Here is an 18,664-nt window from a genome sequence, read left to right on the forward strand (position 1 = left end):
CGGACAAGTCGCACACACCTTACGGGACATGCCGCGCTCGGGGGTGTGCTGCGACAGCACACTGCCGCAGCGACCGGGTCGCTGCGGCAGTGCGGGTCCGCCGGGCTCAGCCCACTTTTCGGCGCCCGGTGACCAGACCCACCAGGAACAACAGGATGGCCGCGCCACCGAGGCAGGTGAGGAAGCTGAAGATGATGCCGCCGCCCTTGACGTCGACCCCCAGCAACTTGAGCAGGAACCCACCGAGCAGGCCGCCGATGACGCCCACCACGATGTTGAGGAAGATGCCCTGCTGGGCGTCCGTCCCCATGAACTTGCTGGCGATCCAACCGGCCAAGCCGCCGATGATGATCCAGCCGATAATTCCCAGACCGAGCATGATGTGTCCTCGAATCACTCGTCGGAACAGGTCACTGCCGGTCGTATAACCGGCTCGTGGAGTGGCAATACCCGATCGATTGTGACAATACCCACGACGCCCGATAATCTTCCGGCTAATATGAGGGGGCCTCATGTCTGCGGTCTCGCCAGCGAGCCCGCCCGGTGAGGGCCCGATGAAGGAATGTTCGATGCGCGGGTGGGGCCCCAGGCCCGTGACACCCCTGCCAGGCAGGTACCTAGGAGAAGCACGATGGCTGCTCGACTCGCCCAGGTCACGGGGGCGGAGCACACCGCGATGCTCGGGCTCGGCGTGTACCGCCCGGTCCGGGTGGTCACCAACGACGAGGTCGCAGGGCCTATCGAGTCCAGCGACGAATGGATCCGCACCCGCTCGGGCATCAAGACCCGGCGGTTCGCTTCCGATTCGGAAACCATCATCGGCATGAGCGCCGCGGCGGCGCGCGACGCGATGGCGGCGGCCGGCGTGAGTCCCGACCAGATCGGCTGTGTCATCGTCGCCACGTCCACGTGGCTGCTGCTCACCCCGGCCGCGGCGCCGCAGATCGCCACCGAACTGGGTCTGAGCAACCCCGCGGCATTCGACATCTCGGCCGGCTGTGCCGGGTTCTGTCACGCCGTGGGCCTGGCATCCGACCTGGTCAAGGGCGGCAGCGCGGGGCACGCGCTGGTCATCGGCGTCGAACGCCTCACCGACGCGATCAACCCGGCCGACCGCGGCACCGCGTTCCTGTTCGCCGACGGCGCGGGCGCGGTCGTCATCGGCCCGTCCGACGAGCCGGGCATCGGCCCGACCGTCTGGGGTTCGGACGGCACCCAGCACCACGCCATCCGTCAGGACAAGGACTGGATGGAGTTCTTCGGCGAGATCGAGGAGAAGGGCCTCGACGCCGTCCGCCCGTACCTCGCGATGGAGGGCACCGCGGTCTTCCGCTGGGCCGCGCATTCGTTGAAGAAGGTCTGCCTCGACGCCATCGACCGGGCCGGGCTCACCCCCGCGGACCTGGACGCGATGGTCCCGCACCAGGCCAACGGCCGCATCATCGAGATCATGGCCCGCGAACTGAAGCTGCCCGAGGACTGCGCCCTGGCCAACGACATCGAGGAGACGGGCAATACCTCCGCCGCCTCCATCCCGCTGGCCATGGAAGCCCTACTACGCAGCGGCGAGACCAAACCCGGCGCCGATGCCCTGCTGGTGGCCTTCGGCGCGGGCCTGTCCTACGCCGCGCAGGTCGTCAAGCTGCCCAACTGGCACACCGAGGGGCACGCCTGAGCGGAGCTACCGCTCGGCGGCGGCCTTGATCTTCCCGAGCGTTTCGTTCATGCCGCGCACCAGGTTCTCCTCGAACTGCTGCTCGCCGCCCAGGAACGCGTCGATCAGCACGCGCACCGGCTTGCGGACCCCGTTGGGCACATCGCGACGTTCGATCAGCCTGGTGCCCGACTCGGTCGGCTCCAGCGTGTAACTCCACACCGTGCCGTTCTCGTTCATCCGGAACGCGAACGCGCGGTTGGGCTCGAGCCGGACGATGCGCGAGGTGGTCGGGTAGTACTTGCGGCCGTCGCGGTTGAGATTGACCGTCCAGGCGCCGGTGCGCAGCGCGCCCAGCGAGACCATCCGGACCGTGTTCGGGCTGAACTCGGGCATCCGCTTCAGGTCCGAGACAACCGCCCAGACCCGCTCCGGCGGGGCGGAGATGTCGACGGTGGCTTCGAGAGTGTTCGGCAACGCTGCCTCCGGGAGTGTGACGATCGGTACCGGGAATCGTACTGGGACAGCAGGTCCGTGTACCCATCGCGCGGCACGTTCAGTGATCCGGACCACACTCGATTGAAAATCAACTAGATCACATTCTGATGTGATGGGTACCCCCTTCTGTAATAAACGACGCACAATGGCGGATAGATGAAGCGGAAGGCAATGAAGCAACCGACTGAGCCCGAGTTTTCGTCCAACGTGAGGTGATCGGCCGTGAAACTGCGCTTTCCCCTCCACCGCAGTCAGGCGGATTCCGTTCCGCTGCTGCCGGTTTCCGATTCGGAAGACATCACTGCGGGGGTGGGGTCGAGTGGTAGGAGTTCCAGACGTCGCGCCGCCGAGCGCGAGGAGCGACTGGAGCGATTGCTGACTCCGACGGAGCTGGATCTGGTCCAGCACCATCGGCTGTGAGCGAACTCGGGGGTCCGATCTCCGGCCGCGGGACACGCGGGCTTGCGTCGACGCCCATACTTTCGATGTGACTTCACCAGCTGTCGCCAAACCGGCAATCCTGAGCGTCGACGACGATCCGGGCGTCTCCCGGGCCGTGGTCCGCGACTTGCGGCGCCGCTACGGGGCGGATTATCGAATTCTGCGCGCCGAATCGGGTGCGTCGGCGCTCGACGCGCTGCGCGAGATGAAACTCCGGGGTCAACCGGTTGCGGTGTTGATCGCCGATTACCGGATGCCGGGGATGGACGGCATCGAATTCCTGGAACAGGCGATGGATCTGCATCCGTACGCGCGCCGGGTGCTGCTCACCGCGTATGCCGATACCAATGCCGCGATCGAGGCGATCAATGTCGTCGATCTCGATCACTATCTGCTCAAGCCCTGGGATCCGCCGGAGGAGAAGCTGTATCCGGTGATCGACGCGCTGCTCGAAGCGTGGCGCGGCGACGATCATCGCCCCGTGCACGAGACCAAGGTGATCGGTCACCGCTGGTCCGCCCGCTGTTCGGAAGTGCGCGAATTCCTCGCCCGCAACCAGCTGCCCTACCGCTGGTACCTGGCCGACGAGCCGGAGGGCGCGCGGCTGCTCGTGGCCGCGGGCGCCACTCAGGACCAGTGCCCCGTCGTGATCGACGCCACCGGGCAGGCGCTGATCACCCCGAGCGACAGCGAATTGGCCGGCAGCGTGGGTCTCAACACCGATCCGACCGGCGACTTCTACGACCTCATCGTGGTCGGCGGCGGCCCGGCCGGGCTCGGCGCCGCGGTGTACGGCGCGTCCGAGGGGCTGCGGACCGTGCTGGTAGAGCGCACCGCGACCGGCGGCCAAGCCGGTCAGAGTTCCCGCATCGAGAACTACCTGGGCTTCCCCGACGGGTTGTCGGGCGCGCAGCTGGCCGATCGGGCTCGTCGGCAGGCGGTCAAGTTCGGCGCCGAGCTGATCACCGCGCGCCGCGTGGTCGAACTCGAGGTGTGCGGTTCGGCCCGGGTGGTGCGATTCGACGACGGCAGTTCGGTCGCGGCGCATTCGGTGCTCATCGCCACCGGCGTCAACTATCGCCATCATCCGGCGCCGGGCGTGGACGACTTCACCGGGCGCGGCGTGTACTACGGCGCCGCGATGACCGAGGCCGCCGATTGCGCCGACCGCGAAATCTACATCGTGGGCGGCGCGAACTCGGCGGGCCAGGCGGCGGTGTTCCTGTCCCGCAACGCGCGGACCGTGCACATCCTGGTGCGCGGCGATTCTCTCGACAAGTCCATGTCGCACTACCTGATTCGGCAGATCGAGCAGATCCCGAACATCAAGGTGCACACCTGCACGGAGGTGGTTTCCGCCGACGGCGACGATCACCTGGAGCGGATCGTGCTGCGCAACAACGCCACCGGCACGGAAGAAAAAGTGGAGGCCGAGCGGTTGTTCCTGTTCATCGGCGCCGCGCCCGAGACCGACTGGCTCGACGGCTTGGTCGCGCGCGATGCGGCGGGCTATGTGCTCGCCGGTCCGGACCTGCTGGTCGACGGCAATCGCCCCGCCGGATGGGAACTGCCGCGGCCCCCGCACCACCTCGAGACCAGCGTCCCCGGCGTCTTCGTGGCCGGCGATGTGCACTCGGAGTCGGCGAAACGGGTCGCGTCCGCCGTGGGCGAGGGCGCGATGGCCGTCATGCTCGTCCACCGATACATCGCGAAACAGTAGGAGGTGTGCCGGATGGGCACCCAGGCGATCTGCGATCCGGAGGAACTCCGGACGCTGTTCCTGTTCGAGAAGCTCGACGACGACCAACTGGCGTGGCTGTGCCGCGACGGCCGCGTGGAACTGTTCGAACCCGGGCTGGTGTACCGCGAGGGTGACGCGGCGACCTGCTTCTACGTGCTGATGGACGGCGAGGTCGTGCTGACCAAACTGTCCGCCGGCGAGGAGATCGAGTTGGTGCGCACCGACCACCGCGGCTCCTACGCCGGCGCCTGGACCGCGTACATGGGCGACAAGGCCGAGCAGAACTACAACGGCACGCTTACGGTGACCAGGCCGTCGAAATTCTTCGTGCTCGACGCCGGGACCTTCGCCCGCATGATGCAGGAGTGGTTCCCGATGGCGCTGCACCTGCTCGAGGGGGTGTTCTTCGGCAACCGCAACGCCAACGAGATCATCGGCCAGCGCGAGCGGCTGCTGGCCCTCGGGTCGCTGTCGGCGGGTCTGACGCACGAGCTGAACAACCCCGCGGCCGCGGCGGTGCGGGCCACCTCGTCGCTGCGCGACCGGGTCGCCGGGATGCGGCACAAGCTGAAGATGATGGCGCACGGCAAGTTCGACTCGTCCGCGCTGGAGGCGCTGGTGCAGCTGCAGGAGGAGGCGGCCACCCAGGTCGCCAAGGCCCCGACGCTGACCACGCTGGAGGCCGCCGACCGCGAGGACGAGCTCGGCGACTGGCTCACCGACCACGGCATCGCCAACGGCTGGGACATCGCGCCGACCTTCGTGCAGGCCGGTTTCGACACCGACTGGCTGGAGAAGGTCGCGGGCACGCTGGAGGGCGCCGACAACGGCGTCTTCGAGGGCGCGATCCGCTGGCTCAACTACACGGTCGAGACCGAGCTCCTGATGAACGAGATCACCGACTCCACCGTGCGAATCTCCTCGCTGGTGAACGCGGCCAAGCAGTACTCGCAGATGGACCGGGCGCCGTTCCAGGTGGTCGACCTCCACGAACTGCTCGACAGCACCCTGGTCATGCTGGCTCGCAAGATCGGGGACGGCATCGCGATCGTCAAGGACTACGACCGCACCCTGCCCGAGGTGCCCTGCTACGCCGCGGAATTGAATCAGGTGTGGACCAATCTGATCGACAACGCGGTCGGCGCGATGGCCGGCGCGGGCACGCTCACCGTGCGCACCTACCGCGAGAACGACTGTGCCGCAGTGTCGATCGGCGACACCGGGCCCGGCGTGCCGGACGATATCCGCAACCGGATCTTCGAGCCGTTCTTCACCACCAAGCCGGTCGGCGAGGGAACCGGTCTGGGACTGGACATCTCGTTCCGGATCGTGGTGAAGAAGCACGGCGGCGACATCCGCGTCGAGTCGGTTCCCGGCGACACCCGCTTCATCGTGCGGCTGCCGCTGAACCCGGCCGCCGCCGACGAAGGATCGGAAAACCAAGTCGTGCAAACCGATACCGGAGGTGAGTGATGGCCGAGACGATCGAGGGCATCGACCCCGCGGTGGCGCCCAGCGGGCCCGGCTGCGTGGAATGCGAAGCGGCCCAGGGGTGGTGGGTGCATCTGCGGCGCTGCGCGCAGTGCGGGCACGTCGGCTGCTGCGACTCCTCGCCGGAACAGCACGCGAGCAAGCACTTCGCCGCCACCGGGCATCCGTTCGTACAGAGTTACGAGCCCGGCGAGGAATGGTTCTGGAACTTCCGCACCGAGGAGATGTACGGCGAGGGGCCCGAACTGGCGCCGCCGCACCACCATCCGAAGGACCAGACCGCACCGGGCCCGCGCGATCGGGTGCCGCGCGACTGGCAGCAACAGATCCACTGAGGCTACGCGCCCGCACCGGGTTTTCAATCTCGGCCGAGCCCGGTACTGTGCGACGCGCGCCGGACTGACCCGGTGCATGCGACAACCGGGATTCGGACGTTTATGAAACGACTTTCGGCGACTGCCGTCGTGCTGAGCGCACTGGCACTGGGCCTGACCGCCTGCGGCGGCAACGACGAGTCCGGCACCGACGCCGCCGGACTGCGTAGAAACGCGCCGTCCACCTCCGCGGCCCCCGCGCCGCCGGAGTCTCCCGCCCCGCCGGAGTCCCCGGCGCCGCTCCCGACGACCGCGGCCGGGTCGGGTAATGCCGCCCTCGGTCCCGCCTCGCAAACGACCTGCGGCGAGTTCAAGACCCTGGACACCGACGCCGAAAAGTCGCTGCTGGAACGGATACTCGCCGAAAACCCGGGCTCCAAGTTCGACGGCAGCCCCAATGTCGCGCTGGGCACCGCCAAACTGGTCTGCCTGGCCGGCAGCCAAGCCGACACCCCGGTCGCCGAGGCCATCGGCATCACCGAGAAGTAGGTTCCGCGTTAACCGATCGTTAGGCGGTCGATAAGGGCTGGGGCGCACCGTTTCCGCATGCGCCGCGGCAGGTGTGGCGCCCGATCGGGGGGAAATCCCGTGCAGAAGTTGGCGATTGCGGTGCTGGCCGCCGGTGCCGTCGCGGTCACACTCACCGCCTGTGATCCGGACAGTGGCTCGGGCGGCAGCGAACTGCGCCGGAACACCCCGGCCACCACCACCGTCGCGCCGACCACCAGCGAACGTCCGAAGCTCCGCCTCCCGGACCTCCGATTGCCGCGCCCGGAACGCGAACCCACGACCTCGGCCGAACCGCCGACCGTCGCGCCGAACTGACCGCCACGGCGGTGTCCTCGAGGGCCGTCACGGCACCGGGCGCGTAGCGGGTATCGTCGCCCGACGATTGCGGACGAAGGCGGGTGAGCGGTGGACCAGACGGGACTGGCCGAATTCGAGCGGCACCGGCCGCGCCTGTTCGCCCTCGCCTACCGCATGCTCGGCGCGGCGAGCGAGGCCGAAGACGCCGTGCAGGAGGCCTACCTGCGCTGGGACGTCACCGACCGTGCCGAGATCCGTTCCGCCGAAGCCTGGTTGACCACGGTGGTGGTCAATCTGTGCCGCACCTGGCTGGATTCGGCCCGCGCGCGCCGGGAGACCTATGTCGGGCCGTGGCTGCCGGAGCCGGTGCCGACCGGCCGCGGCGAACTCGGACCGCTGGAATCGGCCGAGCAGCGAGAACTGGTGTCGATGGCGATGCTCACACTGCTGGAACGATTGTCCCCGGTGGAGCGCGCGGTATTCGTCCTGCGCGAGGCCTTCGGCTACACGCACGGCGAGGTCGCCGAGATGCTGGAGCTGTCCGAGGCCAACTCTCAGCAGCTGTACAGCCGGGTACGCCGCCGCGTCCGCAGCGGGAACAACCGCTTCACCGCGACCCCCGATCAGGCCCGCGCACTCTTCGAACGTTTCGTGGCGGCCGCCCGCGCCGGCGACCTCACGGCCCTCGAGCAGATGTTCGCCGCCGACATCGTGGCGCTGGCCGACGGCGGCGGCGAGGTCACCGCGGCCCGGCGCCCGGTCACCGGTTCCGCCCGGGTCGCCCGCTACCTGACCGGCCTGTTCACCCGCACCGTCCCCGGCCTCGAACTCACCATCGAGGAAATCAACGGTGCCCCCGCCGCGGTAGCCCGAGTCGCCGACACCGTGCTCGTCATCGGCTCCGCGGACCTCAACGCGGACAACATCTCCGCGGTCCGCCTCATCTTGAACCCCGCCAAACTCGCCTACTACGCCCGCACCGCCTGACCCGGTCCTCGGGTGGCCTGTGACCCACCCCACTCACAAAACCTGTCAGGCATTCCGGCGCTACCCGGTCTGACAAGTGTCGGCCTTCTCGAAAAGGAGTCACTCATGACCGGAGAGCAACGGATCGTCGTGCTGGGCGCCGGGTACGCGGGCCTGTCGGCGGCGGGCAAGCTGGCTCGCCGCGCGCGCGACGCGCAGATCACCGTGGTGGACGCGCGGCCGCAGTTCGTCGAGCGCGTGCGGCTGCACCAGCTGGCCGCCGGACAGCCGATTCCGCGCCGAGACCTGCGAGAGTTGCTGGAGCGCAAGAAGATTCGCTTCATCGAGGGCCGGGCCGTGGCGCTCGATCCCGGGTTGAAGCGAATCACCCTGGCCGACGGCGCCGTCGTCGAGTACGACCTGCTCGTCTATGCCCTCGGCAGTGCCGCCGACGTGGACAGCGTCGAGGGCGTGCGGCAATACGCCCGAACCGTCGCCACCCCCGAGGATGTCGCGCGGTGGGAGGCGGCATCGGGCCGCGTGGCCGTCGTCGGCGCCGGGTCGACCGGCATCGAGACCGCCGCGGAACTCGCCGAATCACGCCCGGATCTCGCAGTGGCACTGGTGAGTTCGGAGGAACCGGGTGCCTGGCTGTCCGACCGCGCCCGCCGCCACATCCGCGCCACGCTGGACCGGCTCGGTGTCGAGGTGCGGTCCGGCGCGAAGGTGGTCGAGGTGCTGCCGGACGGCCTGCGCCTCGCCGACGGCACCCGGTTCGACGCCGAAACCGTGCTGTGGACAACGGGTTTCGAGGTACCCACGCTCGCCGCCGAGGCCGGGCTCGCCGTCGACGGCCGCGGCCGCCTACTGGTCGACGAGGCACTGCGGACCTCCGATTCGGCCGTCTACGCCGCCGGTGACGCCGCGGCCATCGCGGGCCCCGGCGGACGCGAACTCCGCATGGCCTGCGCCACCGCGCTGCCCACCGGCGCGCACGCGGCCACGGCGGTGCTCGCCCGCCTGCGCGGCGAGGAGCCTGCCCCATTGCGCTTCCGGTACTACATCCAGTGCCTCAGCCTGGGCCGCCGCGACGGCGTCATCCAGTTCGTCCGCCCCGACGACACCCCGACCGGCCGCGCGCTCACCGGCCGTCCCGCGGCCTGGGTCAAGGAACTCATCGTGCGCGGCGCGGCGCGGCCCGCGAAGGGGTGAGCGAATTTGCCGTGCGGCCAGGCGCTGGACTGCCGCACTGCCGGAAAATTTCGCTCGACGCGAACTCGCGTCAACTAATCGTTGACGTTGCGTATGTAGTCAACCTATTGTTGACGCATGACAGAAATCAACGTACGCCTCGACGACCTGATCGACGGCATAAAGAAAGCGCGCCCCGACAATGTCCTGGAGCAACTGTCCGACGCGGTCGTCGTCGGCGGCCACCTGGGCGAGGTGGCCGATCACCTGATCGGTCACTTCGTCGACCAGGCCCGCCGCGCCGGCGCCTCGTGGACCGACATCGGCGGCAGCATGGGCGTCAGCAAGCAGGCCGCGCAGAAGCGGTTCGTCCCCAAGGCGACCACCGATCCGGCCATGGACCCGAACGCCGGATTCGCGCGTTTCACCGAACGGGCGCGCTCGGTCGTGGTGGTCTCGCAGGAGGAGGCCCGCCGTGCGGGCAATGCCGAGATCCAGCCCGAACACCTCGTGCTGGCCCTGCTCAGCGAGCCCAAAAGCCTTGCGGCCCACGCGATCACCTCGAAGGGCGTCACCCTCGAGGCCGTGCGCCGGGTCGCCACCGCCGCGCTGCCGCCGGCCACCGAGGACGTCCCCGAACTCATCCCCTACAACGCCGCCGCCCGCAAGGCCCTGGAACTGACCTTCCGCGAAGCACTTCGCTTGGGCCACAACTACATCGGCACCGAACACATCCTGCTCGCCCTGCTGGAACACGAGGACGGCAACGGCGTCCTCTCGGGCCTGGGTCTGCGCAAGGACGAACTGGAAAGCGACATCGCGGCCCAGCTCGCCCAGTTCGTCACCGGGTCCCCGAATCCGCCCGTGCCGCCGCGTCCGCCGGTCCCTCCCACGCCGCCGGTCCCGCCGACGCCGCCGGGTTCCCCGGAACCGCCGCAACCGCCGACACCGCCCCGCCCGAACTGACCGCCGTCGCTACGTGCCGTACCGGCGCCACTCACGGTTTCTGGGCAACGGCGAAGACGCGGCGGAACGGCAGCCAGGTAGTGCCGTCGGGCTGCTGCGGGTAGGCGGCCCGCAGCAGCGGCGTCAGTTCGGCGACGAAGCGGTCCCAGCTCGCGTCGTCCAGGACATCGCGGACCGGGCGCAGGGCAGTCCCGGAAACCCATTTCAGCACCGGATCGTCGCCGGTCAGGCGCTGGAGGTAGGTGGTCTCCCAGGCGTCGACGGCACAGCCCGCCTCGGTCAGCACGGTGGCGTAACCGGTGGGGTCGAGCACGTTGCGGGCCGAGCGGACGCCGGTCGGCTCGAGCCGATCCCGCCAGTCGTCCCGCGCGGCCAGTTCCCGGATCGATCGATGCGAGGGCGCGTCGAAGTTGCCCGGCACCTGGATCGCCAGCCAGGCGCCCGGGGGCAATTTCGCCGCCCAGTCGGTGAGCAACGCGGGATGGCCGGGCACCCACTGCAGTACCGCGTTGCACACCACCACGTCGGTATCCGGTTCGGGCTCCCACTCGCGCACGTCCAGCAGGGTGGCGTGGACACCCCGGGCCCGCGCGGCGGCGACCATCTGCGGCGAGGAATCCGACGCCTCGACCACGGCGCCGGGCCACCGCTCGGTCAGGGTGGTGGTCAGATGTCCGGGCCCGCAGCCCAGGTCCACGACCCGCCGCGGACGCTGCGCGCCGATCCGCCCGAGCAACTCGAAAAAGGGCCGCGAGCGGTGGTTGTCGAAGGCCAGATACTGCTGTGGATCCCACATCGGCCGCTCCCGATCTTCCGCATACCAAACCGTACGTACGTACTGTAAGACCCGGTTGCGGGTTGCACAAGGGTTGTCAAGATACGATGTCGCTATGGCGGATGACGTGGATTCCGACCTGATCGCGGGGGAACTGCGCGCTGACCTGCTGCGCGCGCTTTCCTATGTGCAAACCGAGGACGGTCCGGACGGTAGCTACATCGTCAACGGGGATCTCCCACCGGAGGTGGCCCCGCCGTTCATCCGCGCCATCATGCGGATCGAGGCGGAGCTGCTGCTGCACGACGCCGAGCAGGTCACCGTCGAGCGCGGTGAGCCCCGTTCGCCGGAGGAGCGGCGCACCGACGCCTTCCTCGCTCTGGCGCTGCGCGTCACCGACACCATGTAGTTCTCGTCCACCACCGCCGATGACCTTGCACTCACCATCGCTGAGTGCTAGAAAGGGATCTGGCACTCTCGACCTGTGAGTGCCAGGTCGGGACGGTGAGATCGGGAGCCACGACACCCCCGTTCGTCCGTCGCGGGCACCGAGCCTGGCCAGCATCGTGTCACCCCCAATCCTGGAGGATCACTTCGCAATGGCCAAGACGATTGCGTACGACGAAGAGGCCCGCCGCGGCCTCGAGCGGGGTCTGAACAGCCTCGCCGACGCTGTCAAGGTGACGCTGGGCCCCAAGGGCCGCAACGTCGTCCTGGAGAAGAAGTGGGGCGCCCCCACGATCACCAACGATGGCGTGTCCATCGCCAAGGAGATCGAGCTGGAGGACCCCTACGAGAAGATCGGCGCCGAGCTGGTCAAGGAGGTCGCCAAGAAGACCGACGACGTCGCGGGTGACGGCACCACCACCGCCACCGTGCTCGCCCAGGCGCTGGTGCGCGAGGGCCTGCGCAACGTCGCGGCCGGCGCCAACCCACTGGGCCTGAAGCGCGGCATCGAGAAGGCCGTCGAGGCCGTCACCAACCGTCTGCTCGAGTCGGCCAAGGAGGTCGAGACCAAGGAGCAGATCGCCGCCACCGCCGCCATCTCGGCGGGCGACCAGTCCATCGGTGAGCTGATCGCCGAGGCCATGGACAAGGTCGGCAAGGAAGGCGTTATCACCGTCGAGGAGAGCAACACCTTCGGTCTCCAGCTGGAGCTGACCGAGGGCATGCGCTTCGACAAGGGCTACATCTCCGGTTACTTCGTGACCGACCCCGAGCGTCAGGAAGCGGTCCTCGAGGACCCGTACATCCTGCTGGTCGGTTCGAAGGTGTCGACCGTCAAGGACCTGCTGCCGCTGCTGGAGAAGGTCATCCAGGCCGGCAAGCCGCTGCTGATCATCGCCGAGGACGTCGAGGGCGAGGCCCTGTCGACCCTGGTGGTCAACAAGATCCGCGGCACCTTCAAGTCCGTCGCCGTCAAGGCCCCGGGCTTCGGTGACCGCCGCAAGGCGCAGCTGGCCGACATCGCCATCCTGACCGGTGGCGAGGTCATCAGCGAAGAGGTCGGCCTCAACCTGGAGAACGCCACCGTCGATCTGCTGGGCCAGGCCCGCAAGGTGGTCGTCACCAAGGACGAGACCACCATCGTCGACGGCGCGGGCGACGCCGAGGCCATCAAGGGCCGGGTCGCGCAGATCCGTACCGAGATCGAGAACAGCGACTCCGACTACGACCGCGAGAAGCTGCAGGAGCGCCTGGCCAAGCTGGCCGGCGGTGTTGCGGTGATCAAGGCCGGCGCCGCCACCGAGGTGGAGCTGAAGGAGCGCAAGCACCGCATCGAGGACGCGGTGCGCAACGCCAAGGCCGCCGTCGAGGAGGGCATCGTCCCCGGTGGTGGCGTGGCCCTGCTGCAGGCCGGCCCGGCTCTGGACGAGCTGAAGCTGACCGGTGACGAGGCCACCGGCGCGAACATCGTGAAGGTCGCGCTGGCCGCTCCGCTGAAGCAGATCGCCTTCAACGCGGGCCTGGAGCCCGGCGTGGTGGCCGAGAAGGTCGCGGGCCTGCCCGCCGGCCACGGCCTCAACGCCGACTCGGGCGAGTACGAGGACCTGCTGAAGGCCGGCGTCGCCGACCCGGTGAAGGTGACCCGTTCGGCCCTGCAGAACGCGGGCTCGATCGCGGCGCTGTTCCTCACCACCGAGGCCGTCGTCGCCGACAAGCCGGAGAAGCAGGCCGCCCCCGCGGGCGACCCGACCGGCGGCATGGGCGGCATGGACTTCTGAGTCCGAGCCATCCGAGCTGTCTTTTCTCGGAAGCCGGTCCACCTATTCGGGTGGGCCGGCTTCCGGCATTTCGGTACCAATAGGTCGGTTCGGGGAATAGGGCCTGATCGGCCGTATGACCAGGCGATTTGACATCGAAAGCGGTCGGCACGTAATTTATTCCAGGTCAGAGCGACACGGACACCGACCCGGGCCGAAAGGTCAGGGACACGAGGTTGGACGATGAGCGCCTGGTAGATCACACGGCTCGACCGAGACCCCGATTTGGATCGGGGTGGCTGGCTGAGCTAAGCTGGAAAAGTTGCCTCACCGATCGATCGGGCGGAAGTCCGAAAGATGGTGCGTGCGTGTGTTCTTTGAGAACTCAATAGTGTGTCGATGAATGTCAGTGCCAATTATTTTGGTTCCGGCTCTCTACACCCCCGTGTGAGGGTCGGGCATTTTTTGTCAGCTATTTTTCCGGCTGGCGTTTAAGTTAGGTTTTCGGACTCTGGTTCGAGATTACTTCTGATTGAGAGTGCCGAGAGATCGGCTTCTCGATTTGTGAGTCTTCAACGGAGAGTTTGATCCTGGCTCAGGACGAACGCTGGCGGCGTGCTTAACACATGCAAGTCGAGCGGTAAGGCCCTTCGGGGTACACGAGCGGCGAACGGGTGAGTAACACGTGGGTGATCTGCCTCGTACTCTGGGATAAGCCTGGGAAACTGGGTCTAATACCGGATATGACCACGAATCGCATGGTTTGTGGTGGAAAGATTTATCGGTGCGAGATGGGCCCGCGGCCTATCAGCTTGTTGGTGGGGTAATGGCCTACCAAGGCGACGACGGGTAGCCGGCCTGAGAGGGCGACCGGCCACACTGGGACTGAGACACGGCCCAGACTCCTACGGGAGGCAGCAGTGGGGAATATTGCACAATGGGCGGAAGCCTGATGCAGCGACGCCGCGTGCGGGATGACGGCCTTCGGGTTGTAAACCGCTTTCGACAGGGACGAAGCGCAAGTGACGGTACCTGTAGAAGAAGCACCGGCCAACTACGTGCCAGCAGCCGCGGTAATACGTAGGGTGCGAGCGTTGTCCGGAATTACTGGGCGTAAAGAGCTTGTAGGCGGTTTGTCGCGTCGTTCGTGAAAACTTGGGGCTCAACCCCAAGCTTGCGGGCGATACGGGCAGACTAGAGTACTGCAGGGGAGACTGGAATTCCTGGTGTAGCGGTGAAATGCGCAGATATCAGGAGGAACACCGGTGGCGAAGGCGGGTCTCTGGGCAGTAACTGACGCTGAGAAGCGAAAGCGTGGGTAGCGAACAGGATTAGATACCCTGGTAGTCCACGCCGTAAACGGTGGGTACTAGGTGTGGGTTTCCTTCCACGGGATCCGTGCCGTAGCTAACGCATTAAGTACCCCGCCTGGGGAGTACGGCCGCAAGGCTAAAACTCAAAGGAATTGACGGGGGCCCGCACAAGCGGCGGAGCATGTGGATTAATTCGATGCAACGCGAAGAACCTTACCTGGGTTTGACATACACCAGACGCCGGCAGAGATGTCGGTTCCCTTGTGGCTGGTGTACAGGTGGTGCATGGCTGTCGTCAGCTCGTGTCGTGAGATGTTGGGTTAAGTCCCGCAACGAGCGCAACCCTTGTCCTGTGTTGCCAGCACGTCATGGTGGGGACTCGCAGGAGACTGCCGGGGTCAACTCGGAGGAAGGTGGGGACGACGTCAAGTCATCATGCCCCTTATGTCCAGGGCTTCACACATGCTACAATGGCCGGTACAGAGGGCTGCGATACCGTGAGGTGGAGCGAATCCCTTAAAGCCGGTCTCAGTTCGGATCGGGGTCTGCAACTCGACCCCGTGAAGTTGGAGTCGCTAGTAATCGCAGATCAGCAACGCTGCGGTGAATACGTTCCCGGGCCTTGTACACACCGCCCGTCACGTCATGAAAGTCGGTAACACCCGAAGCCGGTGGCCTAACCCCTTGTGGGAGGGAGCCGTCGAAGGTGGGATTGGCGATTGGGACGAAGTCGTAACAAGGTAGCCGTACCGGAAGGTGCGGCTGGATCACCTCCTTTCTAAGGAGCACTTCTACGCTGGTCGGTTCGAAGAGTCGTCCTCGACCGCGTCAGAGACCGTTCATGTCCCCGACTGTGGGACTGCGGAAGCTCATGGGTGGAACACTGGCTACTTCCCTGTTTCGGTGGGGATATATCGGCACACTGTTGGGTCCTGAAAGAACACGCGAGTGTTTCTTTCTAGGCGAAAGATAACGATCCGGTTGGATGCTACGCAGACCGCGCTCTTCGGAGTGGTCGTGGTGGTGGGTTTGTCTGATTCGGGTGTGTTGTTTGAGAACTGCACAGTGGACGCGAGCATCTTTGTTTGTAAGTGTTTAAGAGCGTTCGGTGGATGCCTTGGCACCAGGAGCCGATGAAGGACGTGGGAGGCTGCGATATGCCTCGGGGAGCTGTCAACCGAGCTGAGATCCGAGGATTTCCGAATGGGGAAACCCAGCACGAGTGATGTCGTGTTACCCGCCGTTGAATATATAGACGGTGTGGAGGGAACGTGGGGAAGTGAAACATCTCAGTACCCACAGGAAGAGAAAACAATTGTGATTCCGTGAGTAGTGGCGAGCGAAAGCGGATGAGGCTAAACCATGCGTGTGTGATACCCGGCAGGGGTTGCACGTGTGGGGTCGTGGGGCTCATTTTCTTCCTACTGCCGTGGGGAGCGAGAGTCAGAAAAGTTCGTGTTAGTCGAAGTGGCCTGGGACGGTCCGTCGTAGAGGGTGAGAATCCCGTAGACGAAAACACGTGCTCTCTCGTAGTGAGTACCCGAGTAGCAGCGGGCCCGTGAAATCTGCTGTGAATCTGCCGGGACCACCCGGTAAGCCTGAATACTCCCTGGTGACCGATAGCGGACTAGTACCGTGAGGGAAAGGTGAAAAGTACCCCGGGAGGGGAGTGAAATAGTACCTGAAACCGGACGCTTACAATCCGTCAGAGCCTCCTTTGTTGTGGGGTGATGGCGTGCCTTTTGAAGAATGAGCCTGCGAGTCATCGGTGTGTGGCGAGGTTAACCCGTGTGGGGGAGCCGTAGCGAAAGCGAGTCCGAATAGGGCGTCCTGAGTCGCATGTCATGGACCCGAAGCGGAGTGATCTACCCATGGCCAGGGTGAAGCGTCGGTAAGACGACGTGGAGGCCCGAACCCACTTAGGTTGAAAACTGAGGGGATGAGCTGTGGGTAGGGGTGAAAGGCCAATCAAACTCCGTGATAGCTGGTTCTCCCCGAAATGCATTTAGGTGCAGCGTCACGTGTTTCACACTGGAGGTAGAGCTACTGGATGGCCTAGGGGGCCTACAAGCTTACCGAAGTCAGCCAAACTCCGAATGCCGGTGTGTGAGAGCGTGGCAGTGAGACTGCGGGGGATAAGCTTCGTAGTCGAGAGGGAAACAGCCCAGATCGCCGGCTAAGGCCCCTAAGCGTGTACTAAGTGGAAAAGGATGTGAGATCGCTGAGACAACCAGGAGGTTGGCTTAGAAGCAGCCACCCTTGAAAGAGTGCGTAATAGCTCACTGGTCAAGTGGTCTTGCGCCGACAATGTAGCGGGGCTCAAGTACACCGCCGAAGCCGCGGCACTCCGACATGTACATCCCCAGTGATGGGTAGTGGTCGGGGTGGGTAGGGGAGCGTCCTGCAGCCGGGGAAGCGCCGGAGTGATCCAGGTGTGGAGGCTGTGGGAGTGAGAATGCAGGCATGAGTAGCGAAAGACGAGTGAGAAACTCGTCCGCCGGATGACCAAGGGTTCCTGGGCCAGGTTAATCCGCCCAGGGTGAGTCGGGACCTAAGGCGAGGCCGACAGGCGTAGTCGATGGACAACGGGTTGATATTCCCGTACCCGTGTATCCGCGCCCAATGGCGAATCCATGGTGCTAACCATCCTGAACCCAATGGACTTCCTTCGGGAAGCTGGAGGGGGATGCATGGGACCCCTGTGGTAGTAGTCAAGCGATGGGGTGACGCAGGAAGGTAGCTGGGCCCGGTGGTGGATTACCGGGTGTAAGCCTGTAGGGCGTTGTGTAGGCAAATCCGCACAGCATGTGCCTGAGAGGTGATGCGTAGCCGTTGAGGTGAATTCAGTGATCCTATGCTGCCGAGAAAAGCCTCTAGTGAGTTGGTACACGGCCCGTACCCCAAACCGACACAGGTGGTCAGGTAGAGAATACCGAGGCGATCGAGAGAACTGTGGTGAAGGAACTCGGCAAAATACCTCCGTAACTTCGGGAGAAGGAGGGCCCGGTCCGGTGACAGGATTTACTCCTCGAGCTGGGTTGGGTCGCAGAGACCAGAGAGAAGCGACTGTTTACTAAAAACACAGGTCCGTGCGAAGTCGTAAGACGAGGTATACGGACTGACGCCTGCCCGGTGCCGGAAGGTTAAGAGGACCGGTTAGCCCTTTCGGGGGCGAAGCTGAGAATTTAAGCCCCGGTAAACGGCGGTGGTAACTATAACCATCCTAAGGTAGCGAAATTCCTTGTCGGGTAAGTTCCGACCTGCACGAATGGCGTAACGACTTCTCTGCTGTCTCCACCACAGACTCGGCGAAATTGCAGTACGAGTAAAGATGCTCGTTACGCGCGGCAGGACGAAAAGACCCCGGGACCTTCACTATAGCTTGGTATTGGTGTTCGGTACGGTTTGTGTAGGATAGGTGGGAGACTGTGAAAGCGGCACGCTAGTGTCGTGGGAGTCGTCGTTGAAATACCACTCTGGTCGTATTGGACTTCTAACCTCGGACCGTGATCCGGTTCAGGGACAGTGCCTGGTGGGTAGTTTAACTGGGGCGGTTGCCTCCTAAATGGTAACGGAGGCGCCCAAAGGTTCCCTCAGCCTGGTTGGTAATCAGGTGTTGAGTGTAAGTGCACAAGGGAGCTTGACTGTGAGACAGACATGTCGAGCAGGGACGAAAGTCGGGACTAGTGATCCGGCACCGGCGTGTGGAAGCGGTGTCGCTCAACGGATAAAAGGTACCCCGGGGATAACAGGCTGATCTTCCCCAAGAGTCCATATCGACGGGATGGTTTGGCACCTCGATGTCGGCTCGTCGCATCCTGGGGCTGGAGTAGGTCCCAAGGGTTGGGCTGTTCGCCCATTAAAGCGGCACGCGAGCTGGGTTTAGAACGTCGTGAGACAGTTCGGTCTCTATCCGCCGCGCGCGTTAGAAACTTGAGGAAGGCTGTCCCTAGTACGAGAGGACCGGGACGGACGAACCTCTGGTGTGCCAGTTGTTCCGCCAGGGGCATGGCTGGTTGGCTACGTTCGGAAGGGATAACCGCTGAAAGCATCTAAGCGGGAAGCCTGTTCCTAGATGAGGTTTCTCACCACCTTCGAGTGGGTAAGGCCCCCAACAGATTATTGGGTTGATAGGCCGGAACTGGAAGCGCAGTAATGTGTGGAGGTGACCGGTACTAATAGGCCGAGGGCTTACCAACGAAGATGTTACGCGTCCACTGTGCGGTATCTGAAACAACACACG

15 protein-coding genes and 2 rRNA genes are annotated in these 18,664 nt (G+C 65.2%); 14 read left to right on the forward strand and 3 right to left on the reverse strand.

Annotated elements, in window-relative coordinates:
• Positions 1–106: 106 nt before the first annotated feature.
• Positions 107–379 carry a GlsB/YeaQ/YmgE family stress response membrane protein gene (locus tag ACFMRZ_RS24725; protein ID WP_400180935.1) on the reverse strand — a complete coding sequence of 91 codons (273 nt, stop codon included), beginning with the start codon at positions 377–379 and terminating at the stop codon, positions 107–109.
• Positions 380–631: 252 nt separating this feature from the next.
• Between ACFMRZ_RS24725 and ACFMRZ_RS24730 the strand changes: the two genes are divergently transcribed.
• Complete coding sequence (locus ACFMRZ_RS24730) at positions 632–1,675, forward strand: beta-ketoacyl-ACP synthase III (RefSeq protein WP_280364753.1); 1,044 nt, start codon at positions 632–634, stop codon at positions 1,673–1,675.
• Positions 1,676–1,681: 6 nt separating this feature from the next.
• Here the strand turns inward: ACFMRZ_RS24730 and ACFMRZ_RS24735 are convergent, their stop codons facing one another.
• Positions 1,682–2,131 carry an SRPBCC family protein gene (locus tag ACFMRZ_RS24735; RefSeq protein ID WP_280364750.1) on the reverse strand — a complete coding sequence of 150 codons (450 nt, stop codon included), beginning with the start codon at positions 2,129–2,131 and terminating at the stop codon, positions 1,682–1,684.
• A 243-nt stretch (positions 2,132–2,374) separates the two neighbouring features.
• On the opposite strand from ACFMRZ_RS24735, the gene ACFMRZ_RS24740 reads away from it, so the two are divergent.
• The 9 genes from ACFMRZ_RS24740 (at position 2,375) to ACFMRZ_RS24780 (ending at position 10,129) form a co-directional block, all read left to right on the forward strand.
• The gene (locus ACFMRZ_RS24740; RefSeq protein ID WP_280271075.1) at positions 2,375–2,572 is read left to right on the forward strand and encodes a hypothetical protein; all 198 of its coding nucleotides are present in this window, start codon (positions 2,375–2,377) and stop codon (positions 2,570–2,572) included.
• 67 nt (positions 2,573–2,639) lie between these two features.
• Entirely contained in the window at positions 2,640–4,313 is a 1,674-nt protein-coding gene (locus ACFMRZ_RS24745) for an FAD-dependent oxidoreductase (RefSeq protein WP_280364748.1), read from the forward strand.
• Positions 4,314–4,325: 12 nt separating this feature from the next.
• Entirely contained in the window at positions 4,326–5,807 is a 1,482-nt protein-coding gene (locus ACFMRZ_RS24750) for an ATP-binding protein (protein WP_280271073.1), read from the forward strand.
• Positions 5,807–6,160 (forward strand): UBP-type zinc finger domain-containing protein, encoded by a 354-nt coding sequence (locus ACFMRZ_RS24755; protein ID WP_280271072.1) that lies wholly within the window; start codon positions 5,807–5,809, stop codon positions 6,158–6,160. Before ACFMRZ_RS24750 ends, ACFMRZ_RS24755 begins: the two co-directional genes overlap by 1 nt.
• Before the next feature lie 102 nt (positions 6,161–6,262).
• Complete coding sequence (locus tag ACFMRZ_RS24760; protein ID WP_400180936.1) at positions 6,263–6,688, forward strand: hypothetical protein; 426 nt, start codon at positions 6,263–6,265, stop codon at positions 6,686–6,688.
• 99 nt (positions 6,689–6,787) lie between these two features.
• Positions 6,788–7,024 carry a hypothetical protein gene (locus tag ACFMRZ_RS24765; protein WP_280271070.1) on the forward strand — a complete coding sequence of 79 codons (237 nt, stop codon included), beginning with the start codon at positions 6,788–6,790 and terminating at the stop codon, positions 7,022–7,024.
• 90 nt (positions 7,025–7,114) lie between these two features.
• On the forward strand, positions 7,115–7,993 hold the full coding sequence (locus ACFMRZ_RS24770) for an RNA polymerase sigma-70 factor (RefSeq protein ID WP_400180937.1): 879 nt from the start codon (positions 7,115–7,117) through the stop codon (positions 7,991–7,993).
• A 105-nt stretch (positions 7,994–8,098) separates the two neighbouring features.
• On the forward strand, positions 8,099–9,184 hold the full coding sequence (locus tag ACFMRZ_RS24775) for an NAD(P)/FAD-dependent oxidoreductase (protein WP_400180938.1): 1,086 nt from the start codon (positions 8,099–8,101) through the stop codon (positions 9,182–9,184).
• A 117-nt stretch (positions 9,185–9,301) separates the two neighbouring features.
• Positions 9,302–10,129: a Clp protease N-terminal domain-containing protein gene (locus tag ACFMRZ_RS24780; RefSeq protein ID WP_400180939.1), complete on the forward strand. Its 828-nt coding sequence runs from the start codon at positions 9,302–9,304 to the stop codon at positions 10,127–10,129.
• Positions 10,130–10,160: 31 nt separating this feature from the next.
• On the opposite strand, the gene ACFMRZ_RS24785 is transcribed toward ACFMRZ_RS24780, so the two are convergent.
• The gene (locus ACFMRZ_RS24785; RefSeq protein WP_400180940.1) at positions 10,161–10,925 is read right to left on the reverse strand and encodes a trans-aconitate 2-methyltransferase; all 765 of its coding nucleotides are present in this window, start codon (positions 10,923–10,925) and stop codon (positions 10,161–10,163) included.
• Positions 10,926–11,019: 94 nt separating this feature from the next.
• Here ACFMRZ_RS24785 and ACFMRZ_RS24790 point away from each other — a divergent pair, with 94 nt between their 5' ends.
• From ACFMRZ_RS24790 to ACFMRZ_RS24805, 4 genes are all read left to right on the forward strand, one after another.
• Entirely contained in the window at positions 11,020–11,313 is a 294-nt protein-coding gene (locus ACFMRZ_RS24790; RefSeq protein WP_040751275.1) for a hypothetical protein, read from the forward strand.
• 190 nt (positions 11,314–11,503) lie between these two features.
• Positions 11,504–13,129, forward strand: coding sequence for a chaperonin GroEL (gene groL, locus ACFMRZ_RS24795; protein ID WP_280271066.1), 1,626 nt, complete (start codon positions 11,504–11,506; stop codon positions 13,127–13,129).
• A 551-nt stretch (positions 13,130–13,680) separates the two neighbouring features.
• Positions 13,681–15,199 (forward strand): 16S ribosomal RNA (locus ACFMRZ_RS24800).
• Between the two features lie 307 nt (positions 15,200–15,506).
• Positions 15,507–18,620 (forward strand): 23S ribosomal RNA (locus ACFMRZ_RS24805).
• Together the 16S and 23S rRNA genes form the textbook arrangement of a ribosomal RNA operon.
• Positions 18,621–18,664: the final 44 nt, after the last annotated feature.

Source organism: Nocardia sp. N2S4-5 (assembly GCF_044628355.1).
Lineage (GTDB): Bacteria > Actinomycetota > Actinomycetes > Mycobacteriales > Mycobacteriaceae > Nocardia > Nocardia wallacei_B.